The following is a 19,606-nucleotide window of genomic DNA, read 5'->3' on the forward strand; positions in this document are numbered from 1 at the left end:
GCGCACCCGGCCGCGTGCCCGGGGACCCCGGGGACGCGGCCGGCGCCGGCCGGTCAGGACAGGGGGCCGCCGGCGACGGCGATGCGCTCCATGACACGGCGCTGCGGGTAGTAGTCGCTGATCGCGTAGTGCTGGACGGCGATGTTGTCCCAGACCGCGATGGAGTCCGGCTGCCAGCGGAAGCGCACCTGGTACTCGGGGATGCGGGCCTGGAGCACGAGCGCGTCGAGCAGTTCGCGGTTCTCCTCGTCCGACAGGCCGACGATGTGCGTGGTGAAGGGCTCGTTGACGTAGAGGAGCCTGCGGCCGGTCTGCGGGTGGCGGACGACGACCGGGTGCTCGACGGGCGGCAGGGACTGCCGGAAGTGGGCTATCTGTTCCTCGGTCATGACGGAGCCCCAGCTGGGCACCCAGTCGTGGACGGCGGTGAGGCCCTCGATACGGGCCTTCGTCTCCTCGGAGAGGTTGTCGTACGCGGCGCCCATGTCCGCCCACATCGTGTCGCCGCCCGCGGGGGGCACCTCGACGGCGCGCAGGACGGAGCCCAGGGCGGGGGCGGCCATGAAGGAGTGGTCGCTGTGCCAGATGTTCTCCTGGCCGACGGCCGTCGCGTCCTTGGCCAGCCGGGAGACGCCGACGGTCTCGCCCTTGGGGAAGAAGGGGTTCGCCTCGGGCACGCCCCAGACGCCGGAGAGGGCCAGGTGGTGCTCGGGGGTGAAGTCGCGCTGGTCGCGGAAGAAGATCACCTTCCACTCCAGCAGTGCCTGGCGGAGTTCGGCGGCGAGGGCCTCGTCGATCGGCCGGGTGAGGTCCACCCCGCCGATCTCGGCGCCGATGTGCGGGGTGAGTGGCGAGATCTCGATCTGCCGGTACTCGGACCGGGGCGTGCCCGGGGCCGTGCGTTCCAGGACCCTCCTCCCGTAGTGCAGCAGGGGCTTGTCGAGGACGGGCTGGGGGGTGGTGGCGGGCATGGCCATGGAGTACCTCCGCGGTGACGACGGGGACGACCGGGAATTCGTTACCGGGAGTATCGATATTTGGGCGCAAGGAGGCAAGGGGTTCGCCCGTATCGATTTCGCGGGGCGGCGGGGAGGCGCCTTTCGGTCAGTCCCGTACGGCCACGGCGCGCGAGACGAGGTCGACCACCGTGTCGACCAGCCTTCCGTCGGGCGGCTCCATCTCCCCGACCAGGCGGAACACCAGCGGTGCGGCCACCATCGTGGCCACCGCGCGGACGTCGGTGTCCGGCCGTACGTCGCCGCGGGCGATGCCCCGCTCCAGGATGTTCCGGGTCTCGCCCATGACGCGGGCGGAGTAGTCGCCGTACGCGCTGCGCCCGGCCCCCGCCTCGGCCGCCGCCCCGATGACGCCGGCCATCAGGCGGTCGATCCCCGGCGCCGTGTACGCCTCCAGACGGGCTTCGAGCACGACCCTCAGTTCGGCCCTGAAGTCTCCGAGGTCGGGGACGGACAGCGGGCCGACGCGGGACTCGGCGGCGGCGATCAGCAGGTCCTGCTTGGTGGGCCAGCGCCGGTAGATGGCCGGCTTGCTGACCCCCGCCCGCAGGGCCACCGCGTCCATGGTGACGGCGCCCAGGCCCTTTTCCGCCACCAGGGCGACCACCGCGTCCAGCACCGCGCGGTCGACCCGCTCCTCGCGCGGCCGTCCCGGCCCCCGGCCCTCGTCCCGCACCCTCTTCCCGACCATGCGTCGAGCGTACGGGCTCGCCTCCCGTCCTGGCCGCACGGGGCGGAGGCGCTGTCGCGAACGGGACGGGAGGGCCTGGCGGCAAGTTGTGAATCGTAGTTCACTTCTTCCCGTGGCCCACCGCGCCGTGACCCGCGAGCGGTGGGAGCCCAGGCGCCGCCGCCGCCCCGAGCCGTTCGCCGGGGTGCCGGTCGCGGCCCGCCGCCCGCCCCCGGCGAGGACGCCCCCGCCCTCGCGGGCCTCGACGCCCACCGTTCCCGTCGGCCGGCGGGCCTGTACGTACACCCCGCCCAGTGACGCCCCCGCTCGTACCCGCCCGTGTCGAGCGCCGAGCCCGGAGGACCCGATGACCGCACCCACCGACACCGCCGCCGCGCCGCCGTGCGGCAACCCCACCGCGCGGACCCACGAGGTGACCAACCAGGCGCCGCCCCCCGTCGGCCACGACGTCGCCGCCGACCCCGTACTCCTGGAGGGCGTGGAGCGGGAGGGCGCCGCGTGGCACCTGGACGACCTGCACCGCCTCGGCCGGCTCGCCGGAAGCGAAGAGGCCCAGCGTTGGGGCGAGGAGGCCAACCGCCACGAGCCGGTGCTCCGCACCCACGATTGGTACGGCAACCGGATCGACGAGGTCGACTTCCACCCCTCGTACCACGCGCTCCTCGACATGTCGGTCGGCGCGGGCATCGTTGGCGCGGCCTGGGCCGACGGCCGCCCGGGCGCCCATGTCGCGCGTGCGGCGGACTTCATGATCGCCACCACCGTCGAGCAGGGGCACACCTGCGCGGTCAGCATGACGTACGCCGTCGTCCCGGCCCTGCGCAACACCCCCCGCCTGGCCGCCCGTTACGAGCCGCTGCTGACCAGCCGCGTCTACGACCCGGGCCTGCGCGCACCGGACGGCAAGCGCGGCCTGCTCGCGGGCATGGGCACGACGGAGAAGCAGGGCGGCGCCGACGTGCGCGCCAACACCACCACCGCCACCGAACAGCCCGACGGCAGCTGGCGGCTGCGCGGCCACAAGTGGTTCACCAGCGCCCCCATGAACGACCTCTTCCTCGTCCTGGCGCAGACACCCGGCGGGCTGTCCTGCTTCCTCCTCCCCCGCGTGCTCCCCGACGGCAGCCGCAACACCTTCCGCATCCAGCGGCTCAAGGACAAGCTCGGCAACCGCTCCAACGCCAGCAGCGAACCCGAGTTCGACGACACCGTCGCCTGGCTCGTCGGAGAGGAGGGGCGCGGAGTACGGACCATCATCGACATGGTCACCATGACCCGCCTCGACGCCGCCTGGCACGCTCTGCGCGGGGAACTGGCCGACACCGGGGAAGCCGAACTGCGCGCCCGCGGGCTCGTGGAGCGGATGGCCCTGGTCCTCCAGGGCTCGTTCCTCGTCCGCCACGCCCCGGCCGCCGTCGCCGACGCCTTCTGCGCCTCCCGCCTCGGCGGCGGCCACGGCCTGGCCTTCGGCACCCTCCCGACCGGCCTCGACCTCGCGGGCGTCATCGCCCGCCCCCCCCGGCGCCACCGACTGAGACCGGACGCGGCCCGGCCGACTGCGGCGCTTGGCCCGCCACGTCGCCCGGCCGGGCACCCGGCCGGGACGGCGGGGCCGGATCCGGCGAGCCCGGCCGGGACGGCGGGCCGGGCAGGGCGAGCGGCCGGACGACGGGGTGCCCCATGCCTTGGACACCGCGTTCCGGCCGTTGCTATGTTCGGAGGCATGTCGAGCCCCGAGTCGGAGAGAAGCCGGCCACCGGTGATCCGGTGGCCGATCGCGTAACCCTCTGACGACCCCGCTCTCCTCGGCCCGGTCGCCGAGCAGCACGTCGCGGATCCGCCACGGACCCACCGCATCGCGGGACCACGCCCGGAGCCCCCTCCGGCGCGTCTCCCACGCGACCGCACGACCTTCCGTCCATGCGGCGCGTCTCCCCTCTTCTGCGATGTAGTCGGAGCTTCTTCATGCCATTCGCCGTCTACGTTCTCGGGCTGGCCGTCTTCGCCCAGGGAACGTCGGAGTTCATGCTGTCCGGACTGGTCGAGGACATGGCCGCGGACCTCGGTGTGTCCGTCCCGGCCGTCGGATCGCTCACCTCGGCCTTCGCCGTGGGAATGATCGTCGGCGCGCCGCCGGCCGCCATGCTGAGTCTGCGGTGGCCGCGCCGCCGGGCGCTGCTCGTCCTCCTTGTCACCTTCCTCCTCGCCCATGTCGTGGGTGCCCTCACGCACAGCTTCGAGGTCCTCCTCGTCACACGGGTGGTCGCCGCCCTCGCCGACGCGGGCTTCCTCGCCGTCGGCCTCGCGACCGCGGCCGCCCTGGCCGGCCCCCGCGCCAAGGGCCGGGCCACGTCGGTGCTCCTGAGCGGTGTCACCCTCGCCTGCGTCGCGGGCGTCCCCCTCGGTGCCGTACTCGGCGAGGTCCGGGGCTGGCGCTCGGCGTTCTGGGGCGTCGCCGTCCTCTCCGTTCCCGCGGTCCTCGCGGTCCTGCGGTCCGTTCCCGCGACGCCCGTCGACCCCGCGGCACCCGGCGCCGGCCACGAACTGAGGGCTCTCCGCTCGCCCCGGCCGATCGTGACGCTCGTGCTCGGCGCGCTGGTCAACGGAGCGACGTTCTGCTCGTTCACGTATCTCACGCCCGTCATCACGAACGTCACGGAGCTGAGCACCCCGTGGGTGCCCGCCGTGCTGGCGCTGTTCGGCATCGGGTCCTTCGTCGGGGTCAACCTGGGTGGCCGGCTGGCCGACAGCCGTCCCGGCCAGGTCCTCGCGGTCGGTGGTGCGGCGCTGTCGGCCGGCTGGCTGCTGTTCGCCCTCACGGCCGCGCACCCGGTGGCGGCACCGGTCCTCGTCCTCGTCCAGGGCGTGCTCTCGTTCGGGGTGGGCTCCACGCTGATCGCGCAGGCCCTCTCCGCGGCCTCGGGCGCCCCCACGCTCGCCGGCGGCTTCGCCACCGCCGCGCTGAACGTCGGCGCGGCGGCCGGTCCCGCCCTGGGCGGCCTGGCACTCGGAGCCGGTTTCGGCTTCCGCTCGCCGCTGGTGGTGAGCGCGGTGCTCGTCGCCACCGCGCTGGTGCTCGTCGGCGCGGCCCGGGCGACCGGCCTCGCCGTCGGTGACGCCGACGGCGACGCGATCCGCCGGCCGAAGCGCCCGGTGGAGGAGCGTTCCTGACCCCGTCCGGGCACCGGTTCGCGTTCGGGCCCGCTCACGGCACCGTCGTGACGCCCGAACGCGACGGGGACCTTCGCCGTATCCGCCGTCCGTGGCATCGTCGCACCGGACGGCACCGGAGCTCAGTGCCGGAAGTCGGCAGCCTTCACACTTCCTCGGTGCCGCGGCCGTACCGGCGAGAGGATTTCCTCCGGGCCCGCGCGGACCGTCAGGCGGACGCCCACGCGACGAGACCGGCCAGCGCGCCCGCCAGCGTCCGGAGGCCGGGGCCGGCGGGGCCGCCCGGCTCGTCCATGTAGAGGTCGCGCCGGATCTCTACCATCAGGGCGGTGACCTCCGGCGCCTTCCCGTAGTACCGCAGGGGCACGTAGGTCCCCGCGAACGGGGTGTCGAGCTCCGTGCCGCCGAAGCCGTCGAACGCCCGCCGCGCCGCGTCGAGCAGCGGCGCGGGCGTGTGGAACGGGTCCGTGCCCAGGCAGACCGGCGGGCGGGGCCCGTCGCCGTGGAGCTCGTACGGCAGCGCCTTCGTCGGATACGAGTGGACGTCGATGATCACCGCCCGTCCGACCGTCGCCAGCCGCTCGGCGACGGCGTCCGTCAGGGCCCGCGCGTAGGGCTGGAAGTAGCGCTCGATCAGCGGCTGTCCGTCGAAGTCGTCCGGGCGCAGTTCATCGCGGTGCGTGGTCCGGGTGTAGACCGCGCCCATGCCCGCCGCGAGCATCTCCTCGCGCTCGTCGGGGAACCGCTCGGGGTCGACGACCAGGCGTGAGAGCCCGTTGACGAAACGCCAGGGAGTGAGGGGCGCGGCCTCGGCCGCCCCGGCGGCCAGCTCCGCCGTCCAGGAGTCGGTGATGTGGTCCAACTCCCTTTCCAGAGCGGCGTCGTCGAGCGTGATTCCGGCACGCGCGTCCGGGGGTACGACCCGCGAGGAGTGGGGGACGTGGAGGATCACCGGGGAGTCGGGTGCCCCCGGGTGGAGCAGGAAGCCGCCGGAGGAAACGGCGGAAGGGGAGGAAGGGGAGGCGGACGAAGGAGTGGGGAGAGCGGAGGGGGAGGAGGGGGAGCCGTCGTTCATCTGGTCCTCGCTGCGCGTCGCATACCGGTGGAATGTCACGGACATTGTCGCGGCGCCACGGGGTAGGCGGACGGCACACGGCACACGGCACACACCGAGGAGGAACCATGTCCGGACTGATCGCCCGTGTCAAACAGTTCACCCGCAGTCCGCAGGGACGGCGGACGATCGCTTCGGCCCGACGCGCCGCCGCCGACCCGCGCAAGCGCGACCAGGCGCGCAGGCTGCTCGGGCGGCTGCGCGGCCGGCGGTGACCGGGCGGCCGGGGGGCGGGCGCCCGGCCGGGAAAGGGCTCTCGCGGTGGGAGCGGGCCCTGGAACGCCGGCAGAAGAGTCTGCTCTCCAGGCTTCGCCATCGTGAGGACCGTGAGGACGTCGAGCTGGTCGACGCCCTGTACCACGAGTGCGACGAGCACGCCGTGGTGTGCGGCGGCGGCAGAGTGGTCGTGCCGAACGCCTTCGAGGTCGAACTGGACGCCCGGGTGCACGAGGAACTGGTACGCCACGGCCGGGGCGACGTGGGTGAGGCGCTGACGGACGCCCTGGTCCGCCACGGGGAGCGGAAGGGCTACGAGTGGGCCGGACCGCTGACCGTCCGCGTCACTCCGGTCGCACGGCCGCCCGGTGACCCGTACCGGGTCGGCAGCAGCCCCATGCCCCACGTACGGGCCGACGCCTTCCCGAAGGGCGGCTGAACGGGCTGCCCCGTCCGGTGGCCCCGCCGACACCGGTGGGAACCCTCCAACCCCGGCCGGACATCGTTGTGCCGGTCAAGATCACCATGTCCCTCCGCGTGGGCGCAGACTTGCCGGACGGGGCGGTCGATGCGGCCGCCCCGTCCTTGTCCGTGACGACACCTGAGGGCACCACACCGTGAGCGAACGCGTCATCGCACCCAAGAGCCGGGGCTTCCTGTTTCTCGACTCCCACCCCGGCGGCTGCGACCGGCTGGTGGACGAGATGTGGCAGGCCGTCCCCGCCCCGGCCGCTCCGGCGGGCGAGGGGCCGGTGGCCCTGGTCATCGGCTCGTCCGCCGGGTACGGTCTGGCCGCCACGATCGCGGGCCTGGCCCGTGTCGGTATCCGCGGCATCGGCGTGTGCTTCGAGAAGGCGCCCGCGCGGCGCACCGGCACGGCCGGCTGGTACCGCACCGCCGCCACCGCCCGGCTGGCCCGGCGGCACGGCCGGGACATGGTCTTCCTCAACGGCGACGCGTTCAGCGACACGGTGAAGGAGCAGGTCGCCGACCTCCTCGCCGAACGGTTCGGAGGACGACTCGACTTCCTGGTCTACTCGGTGGCCGCGCCTCGCCGCACCGACCCGGACACCGGCGACGTGTACGCCTCGGTCCTCAGGCCGATCGGCTCGCCGTGCACCACCAGGACCCTCGTCTTCGACGAGAACGGCGCCCCGGAGGTGAAGGAGCTCACCACCGAGCCCGCCGAGGGCGACGACATCGAGCAGACCGTGGCGGTGATGGGCGGCACCGACTGGGAACGGTGGATCACGTTCCTCGCCGACCGCTCCCTGCTCGCCGACGGCTTCACCACCGCCGCCCTGTCCTACATCGGCTCCCCGCTCACCGAGGCGATCTACCGGCAGGGCACCATCGGCGCCGCGAAGTCCCATCTGGAGGCCACCGCACGCACGTTGGACGAGCGGCTCGGCAAGACGCTGGGCGGCCGGGCCGTGACCTCGGTCAACGCCGCCGCCGTCACCCAGTCCTCCACCGCCGTCCCCGGCATCGCGCTGTACGTCGGGCTGCTGCGCGGGGTCCTCGGTGATGACATGGTGGCCCCGATCGGTCAACTGGTGGAGCTGTGGGACCGGTTGACCGGCGTCCGTCCCCTCGACCTCGACGACGAGGGCCGGGTCCGCCTCGACGCCTGGGAGCTCGACCCCGCCGTGCAGGGCGCCGTCGCCGAACGCTGGGCCACCGCCACCAGCGACTCCATCGGCGAACTCGCCGACCTCGACTGGTTCGGCGACGAGGTACGCCGCCTCTACGGTTTCTCCGTCCCCGGCGTCGACTACACCGCCGCCGTCGAGACCGACGTCCCCTGGCCCACCCCCACCGACTGAACGGAACCGATGTGCCGGGACGCGTTCCCGAACGCGTCCCGGCACATCGGCGTCAGGGCGCACCAGTCACCGGATCCGGGCGGCCCCGGATCCGGCGACATCGCCCAGCGGTTCGCGAAGCCGAACTCGCCTGTCCCCGCCCTCCCATGACGTGCCGGTCCCCGGTACGGAACCGCGCGGCCCTTCGGGCGACTCTTCGTCCGTACGCGGGGAATGACGCGAGCTTCCGGTGCGGAGGCGGCGTCAAAACCTCTCGTGGTATGACTATTTGGGTTTGCGAACAGTTTTCACGGGGGAGTGCTTCATGGCGGTCACGGTGCCGGACTGGGCGGACACGCTGCTCGATCTGATCGGAGTGGCCTGGCCCAACGTGGACGAGGACGCGTACCGCGAGATGGCGGACGCGCTCAGGGAGTTCGCGGAGGACCTGGAGGACGACGGCCAGCTCGCGAACAACCACTTCGAGCGGCTGCTGTCCTCGGGGCAGGGCGAGTCGATGGACGCGCTCAACGAGCACTGGGCGAAGGTCAAGACCAAGCACATCAAGGACATCGCCGGCGCCGCCCGCACGATCGCCGGCGCGCTGGACACGGCCGCCGGGGCGATCGAGGGCATGAAGCTCGCGGCGCTCGTACAGCTCGGATACCTGGCCGCGGAGGCCGGGATCGCGATCTCCCTGATCCCGGTGACGGGCGGCCTGTCCGCGCTGATCGGCGCGGCGTCGATGCGGGCCACGCAGGAGGTCATCAAGCGGCTGATCAAGGAGTGCGTGGAGGAGGCCGTCGGTTACGTCGTCGCGGCGATGACCGAGCCCGCGGTGGCGGCCCTCGAGGGGATGGCGGCCGATCTGGTCGTGCAGCTCGGCGCGGTGGCGATCGGGCTGCAGGACGGTGTGGACCTCGACCAGACCAAGGACGCCGGGCAGGACGGTTTCAAGGAGGGGGTGCAGTCCGGCAAGGAGGCCATGAACCTGGCCTCCACCGGAGCCGGCGGAGGCGGTGGCAAGGGGTCCGGCAGCGGGCTGAAGAACCTGCACATCGAGCACCAGGAGCACGACCACGCCTCCACCCAGCTCAACACCGTCAGCGCCGGCATCCACGGCAAAACGGCCGGCAAGCTCACCAAGGCGAAGACCGCGCACGGCCGGACCCGGGGCCGGGACTCGATCGCCGACGCGATCGACCCGGTCGCCGACAAGGCGCTCGAGGCGCTCACCAAGGCCGCCAAAAACATCGGCGACCACGTCGGCCAGACACTGCCCAAGGCCGTCAAGCAGATCTCGGTCGACCACAAGAACACCGACGACACCCTGCGCGACCGCTTCGCCCGCCAGCGCAAGGGCGACCACGACGACACCGGCGGCAAGGGGAACGGCCCGCAACACAAGGACCGCGGCGACGACGTCCGGACGCGGCCCAACTCCGTGAGCGACGCCAAGGACGACCCGCGCACCCACGGCGTCTCCCTCGACAAGACGGTCTGCAAGAACGACCCCGTCGACGTCGCCACCGGCAAGATGCTGCTGCCCCAGACCGACATCACGCTCCCCGGCGTCCTGCCGCTCGTCCTGCGCCGGACCCACGTGTCGACCTACCGCTACGGCCACTGGTTCGGCCGCAGTTGGGCCTCCACCCTCGACGAGAGGATCGAGGTCGACCCGTCGGGCGGCGGCGCCGTCTGGACGCGCGAGGACGGCGCGGTGCTCGTCTTCCCCCGCCTGCCCCGCCCGGACGGCGACCGGGTCCTGCCCCTCGAGGGCGACCGTCTGCCGCTCCTGCACGGCGGCGTGGCCGGCGACGAGACCTCGTACGAGATCCACGACCCGCACAGCGGCGAGGTCCGCGTCTACACCGGCAGCCCCTACCGCAGCTCCACCGCCTACTGGCTGTCCGCGATCGAGGACCGCAACGGCAACCGCGTCGGCTTCGCCCGCCGCTCCGACGGCGCGCCGACCGCCGTCTCGCACTCGGGCGGCTACGTCCTCCAGATCACGGCCGACGCCTCGCGCGTCACCGGCCTCGCCGTCCGGGGGCCCGAGGAGCCGGCGACGGTCGTGGGCTACGCCTACTCCCCGTCGGGCGATCTCGTCCGGCTGACGGGCCCCGAGGGCCCCGAGGGCCCGGCCATGTCCTTCACGTACGACGGCGACAGCCGGATCACGTCGTGGACCGACCGCAACGGGACCGTCTTCCGCTACGTCTACGACGGCGAGGGCCGGGTCGCCGGCACCGTGGGCCCCGACGGCATCCTCTCCTCGCGCTTCGCCTACGAGGTCCACCCCGAGACCGGCCACCGCATCACGCGGTACACCGACTCCACGGGCGCCACCACCACCCTGGTCCTCAACGACCGGCTCCAGGTCGTCGCGGAGACCGACCCCCTCGGCCACACCACCCACCTCACGTGGGACCCGTACGACCGGCCCCTCAGCCGTACCGACCCGCTCGGCCACACCACCGAGCTCACCTGGGACGAGGCGGGGAACCTCGTCGAGGTCCGGCTGCCCGACGGAAGCACGGCGACGGCCCGCTACGACGAGCGCAACCTGCCCCTCGAAGTGATCGCCGCCGACGGCACGCCGTGGCGGCAGACCTTCGACGACCACGGCAACTGCACCTCCACCGAAGGCCCCGACGGAGCCGTCACCCGTTTCACCCACGGCCCCACGGGCGCCGTCGCCTCCGTCAGCGACCCCCTGGGCGCCACCCTCCGCATCCGCTCCGACCGCGCCGGACTCCCGGTGGAGATCACCGGATCCGACGGCGGGGTGGCCACGGTGGAGCGCGACCACCGGGGCCGGCCCCTCGTGATCACCGACCCGTCCGGCGGGCGCGAGGAGTTCGACTGGGACCACGACGACCGGCTGAGGTCCCGGACCGGCTCCGACGGCTCGCGGGAGTCCTGGACCTGGGACCCGGAGGGCAACTGCCTGGCGTACACCGACGCCGCCGGCGGCGTCTGGACCACCGAGTACGGCCCCTTCGACAAGCCCCTCGCCCGCCTCGCACCGGACGGCGCCCGCCACGAACTGCGGTACGACACCGAGTTGCGGTTGCTCCGGGTGACCAACCCCCTCGGACAGGACTGGCACTACCGGTACGACGCGGCCGGACGCCTCGAGGCGGAGACCGACTTCGACGGCCGGTCCCTCACGTACGGCTACGACGCCGCGAACCGGCTGACCGCCCGCACCACGCCCCTCGGCCTGACCGTCACCTACACCTACGACGCCATGGACCGGCTGGTGGCGCGGGACGCCGACGGCGCCGTGACCCGGTACGCCTACGACCGCTCCGGCGCGCTCGTCGAAGCCCGTACCGCCACCTCCCTGCTCACCGTCGAACGGGACGCGCTCGGCCGTCCCCTCGCCGAGACCGTGGACGGACGCACCCTCCGCCACGCCTACGACACGGCGGGACGCCGCGTCACGCGCGTCACCCCGACCGGCGCGATCAGCCAACTCCTGTACGACGCGGCGGGAGACCGGGTCGCCCTGATCACCGGGGGGCACGCGCTCACCTTCACCCACGACCCCCTCGGCCGCGAACTCACCCGCAGCTGGGGCGCCCCGGGGACGGCCACCACGCTCACCACCGACTGGGACCGGATCGGCCGGCCGGTCCGCCAGACCCTGTCCGCGCCCGGATCACCGGAGCCGGTGCGCGCCCGCGACTACGCCTACCGGGCCGACGGGTACCCCGTGACCCTGGGGGAGAGCGCGGGCGGCCGGGCACGCCGGGACAAGCGGATCACCCTCGACCCGGTGGGCCGGCCGCTGACCGTCGAGGCACCCGACTGGGTGGAGCGGTACGCGTACGACGCCGCCGGCAACCAGACCTCCGCCGAGTGGCCCGAGGCCGCCGGACACACCGAGGCCCGCGGCGCGCGCCGGTACGAGGGAGCGCACCTCGTCTCGGCCGGCGGCGTCCACTACGAGCACGACGCCGCCGGCCGGGTCGTCCTGCGCCGCCGCACCCGCCTGTCGCGCAAGCCCGACGTATGGCGGTACGGCTACGACGCCGAGGACCGCCTCGTCTCGTGCACCACGCCCGACGGCACCCTGTGGACCTACGCCTACGACCCGCTGGGCCGCCGCAGCGCCAAACACCGGATGGCCGCAGACGGCACCACGGTCGTCGAGACGACCCGCTTCACCTGGGACGGGCCGCTCCTCGTCGAGCAGTACGACGAGACCGCCGGCACCATCCTCACCTGGGAGTACGAGGGACACCGGCCGCTGGTCCAGTACGAACGCAGGCCGCTGGGCGACGACGAGGTCGACGCGCGCTTCTTCGCCGTCGTCACCGACCTGGTCGGCACGCCCACCGAGCTGGTCTCCTCCGAGGGGGAGACGGCCTGGCGCAGCCGGTCCACGGCCTGGGGCACCACCGGATGGCCCACCACGGCCACGGCGTACACGCCCCTGCGCTTCCCCGGCCAGTACGCCGACCCCGAGACCGGACTCCACTCCAGCTACTTCCGCCACTACGACCCCGACGTCGCCCGCTTCACGAGTCCCGACCCGCTGGGCCTCGCCCCCGCACCCAACCCCTCCACCTACGTGGTCAATCCGTGGGTGTGGACAGACCCGTTGGGGCTGGCGCCCAAGCGGTGCCAGATGGACGCCTACGACTGGGACGGCTCGATCCGCTACGGACGGCTCGACTCCCTCGGCAGGCCCACCGGCGTCTACGCCTGCCTGCGGCCCGAGATCATCGACGCGAAGAAGGGCACGGAGGCGGGCAAGCTCAAGCCGCCGGGCTGGCGCGGCGACGGCACCGCCTTCAACGAGGCCCGGGGCCACCTCCTCGCCGACCGGCTCGGCGGTGCGGGCAAGGGGCGCCTGGCCTGGCACAACCTCGTCACCCAGACCCAGACCCCGACCAACTCGCCCGACCAGCGCGACCAGGTGGAGCAGGTCATCTTCGACCAGGTCACGAAGAACAAGGAAGTCGTGCAGTACCACATCAAGCCGATCTACGAGGGGACCAACCCGATCCCGATCCGGCTGGAGTTCACGGCGTTCGGCAACAAGGGCTTCTCCTTCACCCACAGTCTGGAGAACCCGGCGGCGGGCGTCCGGACCGCCGTGCCCGGCCTATAGCATCGAATCCGAACCGCCCTGGAGGATCCGCGCATGACCCGCACCACGCCCCCGCGCCCCGTCGACATCGAAGCGGTGTTCCCCGCACTCGCCGCCCACCGGCGGACGGCGACCCGGCTCCATCCCCGGCAGGGCACCGCGAAGCCGGAGGAGAGCTCGGTGGCGGGCCCGCTGCTGTGGCCGGCCGACGAGCCCTGGCCGGTGTGCACCGCCGTACACCCCAAGGGCAGGGGGCACCTCCTGTCCGACGTACGGCTCCGCCGGCGCATCCAGGACGAGGCGCGGGGGCGTGACTTCACCGACGAGGAGCGGCGGATCCTCGACGGGATGACCTCCGGGACGCACGTCCCGGAGCTCCGGGACGAGGACCCGCTGCCGATGCTGGCCGTCGCCCAGCTCTACACCCGGGACGTGCCGGACCTCGTCGGCCCCGAGGGACACGACCTGCTGCAGGTGTTCTGGTGCCCCTTCGAGGTCCACGGTCCCGACCGGACGGTCGACGTGGTGCTCAGGTGGCGGCGGTCGGCCGAGGTCGGCGCGGTCCTCGCCCCGCAGCCCGAACCACCGGTCGCGGGCCGCGAGGAGTGCGTCCCCACGTCCTGCGTCGTCGACCCGGAGCAGGTCGTCGAGCACGAGTACCTCGGCCTCCTCGGGGAGGAGCTCCAGGAGGAGATCGACGCCTGGGAGGAGGGCCTCCTCGACGAGGAGGACGAGGCGGACGAGGACGACGCGTACGACTCCTCCGCTCCCGCGAGCTACGCGACGTACGAGGAGTACGAAGCGGCCATGGCCGCCGCCCGCGCGCAGGAGCCCGAGGAGATCGACTACATGAGCGACCTCTCGATCGCCCCGGGCTGGAAGGTCGGCGGCTTCGCCTCCTGGCACCTGACCGACCCGCGCCCGGTGGACTGCCCCGCCTGCGGGACGCCGATGCCGCCCCTGCTCACCGTCGCCACGGTCGAGTGCGACGGCGCCTCGCGGAGCTGGCTTCCGCTGGAGGACCGCGAGGCGGCGGACGACCCGCGGGTGATCAGCCCGGTCGGCGTCTACCTGGGCCGCGGTCTCATGCGCGTCCACACCTGCCCGACCGATCCGGCCCATCCGCACCGGCTCAGCTTCCAGTGAGCCGATGCCCCTTCGTCCGTTCCGACAACCGAATACGCCCGGGTGGAAAGCGAGTTGACCGAACATCCTCCCCTTGATCGAAATTCGATCAATCGACAGGGATGTGTTGACTCGATCATCGGCCGGACCTAACTTCTGGCGGCATCAGACCTTCAGAAGGGGGTTGCCTCATGGCCATTCGGGCATTCTCGGGACGGCGTGCGACGGGTGGTGGGCTCGTCGCCCTCGCCCTCGCTGTCGCCGGCGGCGTCACCCTCACCGGGGTCCCCGCCGAGGCCGCGACGACCATCACCCACGTCGACTGTTCGCGTCCGGCCGCCGGTGACGGCAGCCAGGCCTCGCCGTTCAACAGCGTCGCCCAGGCCAACGCGCGGACGTACGCCCCCGGTGACACGCTCGCCTTCGCGTCGGGCACCACCTGCACCGGTTCCCTCGCCCCCAAGGGCAGCGGAACCGCCGCCGCCCCCATCACCCTCACCCGCTACGGCACCGGCGCACTCCCCGTGATCGACGGGAACGGTGCCCCCGACGTCGTCTCCCTGACCAACCAGGACCACTGGCGCGTCGGCGACCTCCGGCTGACCAACCCCGCCGCCTCCCTCGCCCGTCGCACCGGTCTGCGGATCTCCGCCACCGACGGAACGGCGCACCGGGGGTTCGACGTCGGCAACCTCGTCGTCGACCGCGTGGCCGGCCAGACGAACAAGAACAGCCCGACCACCGAGGACTTCGTCCAGTCGGCCGGCATCGTCACCGGCGCGAGCGGCACGAACTCCACCCTCAACGACGTCCACGTGCACCACAACCAGATCAGCAACACGGGCGGCGGCGGCCTCAAGATCCGCGTCGGCGCCATGGCGGTCAAGGGCACCGGAGTGCTGATCGAGCACAACGTCATCAAGGACGTCGGCGGCGACGGCATCATCGCCAGCTACGCCGACACGCCGATGATCCAGTACAACAACGCCTCCGGCGTCGGCAACGGCGTGTACCCGTTCTCCGGCGGCAACTTCGCCGGCATATGGGTGCTCGGCGACCGCGACCCGACCATCCAGAAGAACGCCGTGTACGGGATCACCCGGATGTCCGTCGCCGACAGCCAGGCGTTCGACTGCGACTGGGGAAACACCGGCACCTGCACGATCCAGTACAACTTCAGCCGCGACAACATCGGCGGCTTCTTCCTCGACTGCGACGGCTGCGGCACCATCGGCGGCGCCAAGCAGGTCATCCGCTACAACATCTCCGAGAACGACTGCCGGATGAGCAGCGTCACCGCCGGCCGTTCCGCGCTGCACATGTACAACAACGTCTTCTACTGCACGGACAGGAAGTTCAGCGTCACGCTGCCCGAGGAAAGCGTCGTCGAGAACAACATCTGGGTGGGGACCGGCGACTCCCGACTGCCCACGGGGCCCGGGATCACCTGGCTGTGGAACGTCTTCCAGGGCGTACCCAGGCCCACCGCCAACGGCATCGTCGGCGACCCGCACTTCGTGAGCCCGGGCACCGGAGGCGACACGATCCACTCCGTCGACGGCTACAAGCTGCGGTCCACGTCACCCGCTCTGCACAACGGCTCCGTGATCAGCGGCAACGGAGGCCGCGACTACTGGGCGAACCCGCTGTCCGCGACCACCAAGCCCCACCGGGGCGCCTACAACGGCCCGGGGCTGTAGGCGACGGTTCGGGGACCGCGGGCGACGAGGAGGGCGGGCCGCGGCGGAGCCTAGTCGGTGTCCGTCGCGGCCAGGACCGCGAGCCGGCGGCGGTCGGGGGAGAGGGCGGCGATCCCGTAGTCGTGGATCTCGTTGTGGAACCACTCCGTGTCGCACTCGAAGTGGAACCACGTGCTCTCCAGCGCGTGGCGCTCCACCTCCTCCGCGGTCGCGCCGGGAGGGGCGCCCGCGAGTCCCGCGAGGGACCACCAGGTGGACCGCCGCCCGTACGCGCCCTGGACGCCCCGGCCGTACACGCCGCCCATCGACGCCGTGCCGAAGAGGATCCGCCAGATGTCCGCCACCGGGCGGCGGACGATCTCGAAGCGGGCGGTGGGGCCGAGGTCCGCCACGCACGGCATCGGCAGGGTGGGGACGAGGGTGGGCACGAGCGCCGGGTCCAGGGGCGCGTCCAGGGCGAAGACCCAGGCGTCGTAGTGGCCGAACTCGCCCGCGGAGGTGGCCGCGACGATGCTCTCGTGCACGTCGACGGTGGCGACGTTCCGGAGCGGCGAGCGCGCGGTCGTACGGGGGGTCGGCGGGTCCAGGCGTTCCACGGTGCTGAGTCCCGTCCACCCTTCTCCCGACCCGCCGTCGATCGAGCGGTGGGGGAAGGTCGCGCCGGTCTCGAACGGACGGAGGGTCGGCGGGAGCCACGACAGAGGGTGCCGGCTCGGCCCTACGACGGGCCAGGCGCGCAGCGGCCGGAAGGCCTCCGTGTCCACGCCCCGCAGGAGCAGTTCCTGGAACAGGCACGCCCGCAGCTCGTCGAGCTCGTCCCGCTCCGGCCGGTCGTACAGGAGCTCGGCCAGGTCGGCGGGCTCCTGCGCCTCGGCGAGGAGGGACGCGACGAAGCGCGCGTCCGTCCCGAAGCGGCCGAACGGGCCGTGCTCGTCGAGGAGACGGATCAGCTGGACGAGGCTGTCCCGGCCGGGGGTGAGGGCGAGCGTCCGCACCACGCGCGCGAGGGCGTCCGCGTACGTCCGTACCTGCTCGGCGGCGGCCTCGAGCCCCTCGGCGAGCCGCCCGCCCAACTCCCGTACGTACGCCGTGTCGCCCTGCCGCGCCCGCGGTCCGGCCTGTTCCCATGCGAGCCGTGCGAGCTCGCGCGCGTCATCCTTCACAGGGAGTCACCCTATGGCTTCGACCCCGGGCGCGGTCACGTGATCAGCCGGCCGCCTCCTGGAGGTGGCCGTCCTCGGCGGCGCGCCGACGTACCCCGGCGGCGGCGAGCACGGCTCCGACGACGCAGAGGACGCCCGCGACGAGCACCGAGGTGTGCACGCCGTTCATGAAGGCCTGGTGACTTCCCTCGGTGACGGCCTCCTTGAGCCCCGCGGCCATGTCGGCGGTCACGGGGGCGACCCCCATGGCGACGGCGTCCTTGGCCTCGTGCAGGCCCTCGGCCATGGGCGCGGGGACCCCGGCGGAGGTGAGTTCGCCGGTCAGCGTCGTACCGACGCGGCTGCTGATCAGGGAGACGAGGACGGAGGTGCCGAGCGCCCCGCCGATCTGGAGGGCGGTGGCCTGGAGGCCGCCGGCGACGCCGCCGTCCCTGACGGGCGCGTTGCCCACGATGGCGTCGGAGGAGGACGCCATCACCATGCCGACGCCGAGACCGAGCGCGACGAACGGCGGCCACATCACCGCGGGGGAGGAGTCCGGACCCCAGCCGAGCATCGCGAAGCACGCGACGCCCTGCAGCACCATGCCGAGCGGCATGGTGAGCCGGGGGCCGAAGCGTTCGGTGAGCACGGCACCCAGCGGGGAGGCGACGACGGAGGCCAGGCTCAGCGGCAGCGTCCGCACGCCCGCCTCGACCGGGGAGAGGCCGCGCACGTTCTGCAGGTAGATCATGACGAAGAAGATCACGCCGAGCAGGACGAAGAAGTTGAGACCCGTGATGACCGTGCCGATCGCGAGCGCGCGGTTGCGGAACAGCCGCATGGGCAGCAACGGCGAGGCGACCCGCGTCTCGTACCGACCGAAGAGCACCAGGACCGCCGCACCGGCCACGATGGCACCCAGGGTGCCGGGAGAGGTCCAGCCCCAGGTCTCGCCCTTGACGACGCCGAAGACGACGCCGAGCAGGCCCGCGGCGAGGAGGACGACACCGGCCAGGTCGAACTTCTCGCTCGCGGCGGCGGCGTTCCGGCTCTGCGGCAGGACGGCCATGCTGAAGACCAGCGCGATCACACCGATGGGGGCGTTGATGTAGAAGACCGACTCCCAGTTGACGTGCTCGACGAGGAGGCCGCCGACGATCGGCCCGAGAGCGGTGGAGACGGACGAGACCATGGCCCAGATGCCGACCGCCATGCCGAACTTCTTCGGGGGGAAGACGGCGCGGAGCAGAGCCAGGGTGTTCGGCATGAGCAGGGCGCCGAAGAAGCCCTGGAGGGCGCGGAAGGCGATGACGCCCTCGATGGATCCCGCCAGACCGATGGCGACGGAGGCGAGGGTGAACCCGGCGACGCCGACCAGGTAGAAGGTGCGGCGACCGAACCGGTCACCCAGCTTGCCGCCGAGGATCAGCGCGGCGGCGAGCGCCAGGAGGTAGGAGTTGGTGACCCACTGCAGGTTGGCGGTGGAGGCGCCCAGGTCACGGCCGATCTCGGGGTTGGCGATGGCGACGACGGAGCCGTCGAGGCCGACCATGAAGAGGCCGAAGGCGACGGCGACGAGAGTCAGCCACGGGTTGGAGCGAGGTCCGCCGGCTCGGGCCGCGGCGGGGGCCTCGGTCGGCGGCGCGGCGGAGGTTACGGAGGGCATGGCAGTGCCTGTCCTTACGTGTGTCAGGAGGGTGTCGGGGAGCGACGGGGGGGGTGTGGGGATGTGTCGGCCGTACGAGGGGAGAGCGCGCCGCCGCACCCGCTCGCGGCACACGCGACCGGCGTTCCGCCCGGCGCGTGGCAGGGCGGAACGCTGTCGGAGTGGTACTCGTGGGTGGCCGCGGACGCTCGCAGACGTCCGCGGGGATCCGCGGGTGCTCGCCGGCGTCTTCGGTCGGGTCGCCCGCCCGTCACGGGTCGCCCGCCCGTCACGGGCCGGCGCGCCTGATCAGTGCGCGGGGCGGTGAAGCCGCAGGTTGAGTGAGCTGAGGGCACCCAGCGCGGAGCCGAGCGCGTCCAGCTCTCCGTCGCTCAGGGCGCGCAGGGCGCGTGCGACGTGGGTGCCCATGAGGTGCTCCACCTCGGCGATCTCCCGCCGGGCGGTGGCGGTGAGGTGCAGGTGCGCGACCCGCTTGTCGGCCGGGTCCTGCCGACGTTCGAGCAGTCCCTGCTCGGTGAGCTGCCCGACCAGCGCGCTGACGTTGTTCGGCTTCATCAGCAGGGCTTCGGCGGCATCGCGCACGGTGATCCCGTCGCACGCCGCGACGTGGCGCAGCAGTGCGAGCTGGGCCTCGGACGGCTTGGCGGGCTTGGGGTGCGTGTCGTCCAGGTCCACCCGTCGCTCGACGGCCCGGGCCAGCGCGGGAAGGCATGCCACGAGCCCGGAGGCCACGCGGTGGATGTCTTCGTCGGACGCTCGGTTCACAGGCACGCCGCCACTGTAGGTATGCCGGGATAGCTATGTCAACATAGCTATCCCGGCATGCCGCTGTCCGGCTGGTCCGGCTGCCCCG

The 19,606-nt window shown here is 72.7% G+C and carries 13 protein-coding genes and 1 pseudogene; 8 read left to right on the forward strand and 6 right to left on the reverse strand.

Annotated elements, in window-relative coordinates; genetic code table 11:
- Positions 1-53 precede the first annotated feature (53 nt).
- Entirely contained in the window at positions 54-977 is a 924-nt protein-coding gene (locus tag ACFWUY_RS10010) for a TauD/TfdA dioxygenase family protein (RefSeq protein WP_384104662.1), read from the reverse strand.
- A gap of 127 nt (positions 978-1,104) precedes the next feature.
- Positions 1,105-1,707 carry a TetR/AcrR family transcriptional regulator gene (locus tag ACFWUY_RS10015; protein ID WP_384104664.1) on the reverse strand — a complete coding sequence of 201 codons (603 nt, stop codon included), beginning with the start codon at positions 1,705-1,707 and terminating at the stop codon, positions 1,105-1,107.
- Between the two features lie 346 nt (positions 1,708-2,053).
- Between ACFWUY_RS10015 and ACFWUY_RS10020 the strand changes: the two are divergent.
- Together ACFWUY_RS10020 and ACFWUY_RS10025 are read left to right on the forward strand one after the other, a co-directional pair.
- Positions 2,054-3,226, forward strand: a pseudogene (locus ACFWUY_RS10020) (acyl-CoA dehydrogenase family protein); the annotation flags it as partial.
- A gap of 446 nt (positions 3,227-3,672) precedes the next feature.
- Positions 3,673-4,878 (forward strand): Cmx/CmrA family chloramphenicol efflux MFS transporter, encoded by a 1,206-nt coding sequence (locus ACFWUY_RS10025; protein WP_384104666.1) that lies wholly within the window; start codon positions 3,673-3,675, stop codon positions 4,876-4,878.
- 208 nt (positions 4,879-5,086) lie between these two features.
- On the opposite strand, the gene ACFWUY_RS10030 is transcribed toward ACFWUY_RS10025, so the two are convergent.
- On the reverse strand, positions 5,087-5,998 hold the full coding sequence (locus ACFWUY_RS10030; protein ID WP_384104668.1) for an N-formylglutamate amidohydrolase: 912 nt from the start codon (positions 5,996-5,998) through the stop codon (positions 5,087-5,089).
- A gap of 62 nt (positions 5,999-6,060) precedes the next feature.
- On the opposite strand from ACFWUY_RS10030, the gene ACFWUY_RS10035 reads away from it, so the two are divergent.
- The 6 genes from ACFWUY_RS10035 (at position 6,061) to ACFWUY_RS10060 (ending at position 15,942) form a co-directional block, all read left to right on the forward strand.
- The gene (locus tag ACFWUY_RS10035) at positions 6,061-6,207 is read left to right on the forward strand and encodes a hypothetical protein (RefSeq protein WP_384104671.1); all 147 of its coding nucleotides are present in this window, start codon (positions 6,061-6,063) and stop codon (positions 6,205-6,207) included.
- The gene (locus ACFWUY_RS10040; RefSeq protein ID WP_384104676.1) at positions 6,204-6,647 is read left to right on the forward strand and encodes an FhaA domain-containing protein; all 444 of its coding nucleotides are present in this window, start codon (positions 6,204-6,206) and stop codon (positions 6,645-6,647) included. Before ACFWUY_RS10035 ends, ACFWUY_RS10040 begins: the two co-directional genes overlap by 4 nt.
- Before the next feature lie 178 nt (positions 6,648-6,825).
- A complete protein-coding gene (gene fabV, locus ACFWUY_RS10045; RefSeq protein WP_384104679.1) occupies positions 6,826-8,034 on the forward strand; it encodes an enoyl-[acyl-carrier-protein] reductase FabV in 1,209 nt (402 codons plus the stop codon).
- A gap of 304 nt (positions 8,035-8,338) precedes the next feature.
- Positions 8,339-13,138, forward strand: a complete 4,800-nt coding sequence (locus ACFWUY_RS10050; protein ID WP_384104684.1) for a DUF6531 domain-containing protein — start codon at positions 8,339-8,341, stop codon at positions 13,136-13,138.
- Positions 13,139-13,171: 33 nt separating this feature from the next.
- Complete coding sequence (locus tag ACFWUY_RS10055; RefSeq protein ID WP_384104687.1) at positions 13,172-14,263, forward strand: hypothetical protein; 1,092 nt, start codon at positions 13,172-13,174, stop codon at positions 14,261-14,263.
- Between the two features lie 170 nt (positions 14,264-14,433).
- Positions 14,434-15,942, forward strand: a complete 1,509-nt coding sequence (locus tag ACFWUY_RS10060) for a right-handed parallel beta-helix repeat-containing protein (RefSeq protein ID WP_384104693.1) — start codon at positions 14,434-14,436, stop codon at positions 15,940-15,942.
- 50 nt (positions 15,943-15,992) lie between these two features.
- Here ACFWUY_RS10060 and ACFWUY_RS10065 read toward each other — a convergent pair whose 3' ends face one another.
- The 3 genes from ACFWUY_RS10065 to ACFWUY_RS10075 form a co-directional block, all read right to left on the reverse strand.
- Positions 15,993-17,105: a DUF6183 family protein gene (locus ACFWUY_RS10065; RefSeq protein WP_384104701.1), complete on the reverse strand. Its 1,113-nt coding sequence runs from the start codon at positions 17,103-17,105 to the stop codon at positions 15,993-15,995.
- 43 nt (positions 17,106-17,148) lie between these two features.
- Positions 17,149-18,753, reverse strand: coding sequence for a DHA2 family efflux MFS transporter permease subunit (locus ACFWUY_RS10070; RefSeq protein WP_384104706.1), 1,605 nt, complete (start codon positions 18,751-18,753; stop codon positions 17,149-17,151).
- Positions 18,754-19,041: 288 nt separating this feature from the next.
- A complete protein-coding gene (locus ACFWUY_RS10075; protein ID WP_384104709.1) occupies positions 19,042-19,524 on the reverse strand; it encodes a MarR family winged helix-turn-helix transcriptional regulator in 483 nt (160 codons plus the stop codon).
- Positions 19,525-19,606 lie beyond the last annotated feature (82 nt).

Source organism: Streptomyces sp. NPDC058664, assembly GCF_042716635.1.
Lineage (GTDB): Bacteria > Actinomycetota > Actinomycetes > Streptomycetales > Streptomycetaceae > Streptomyces.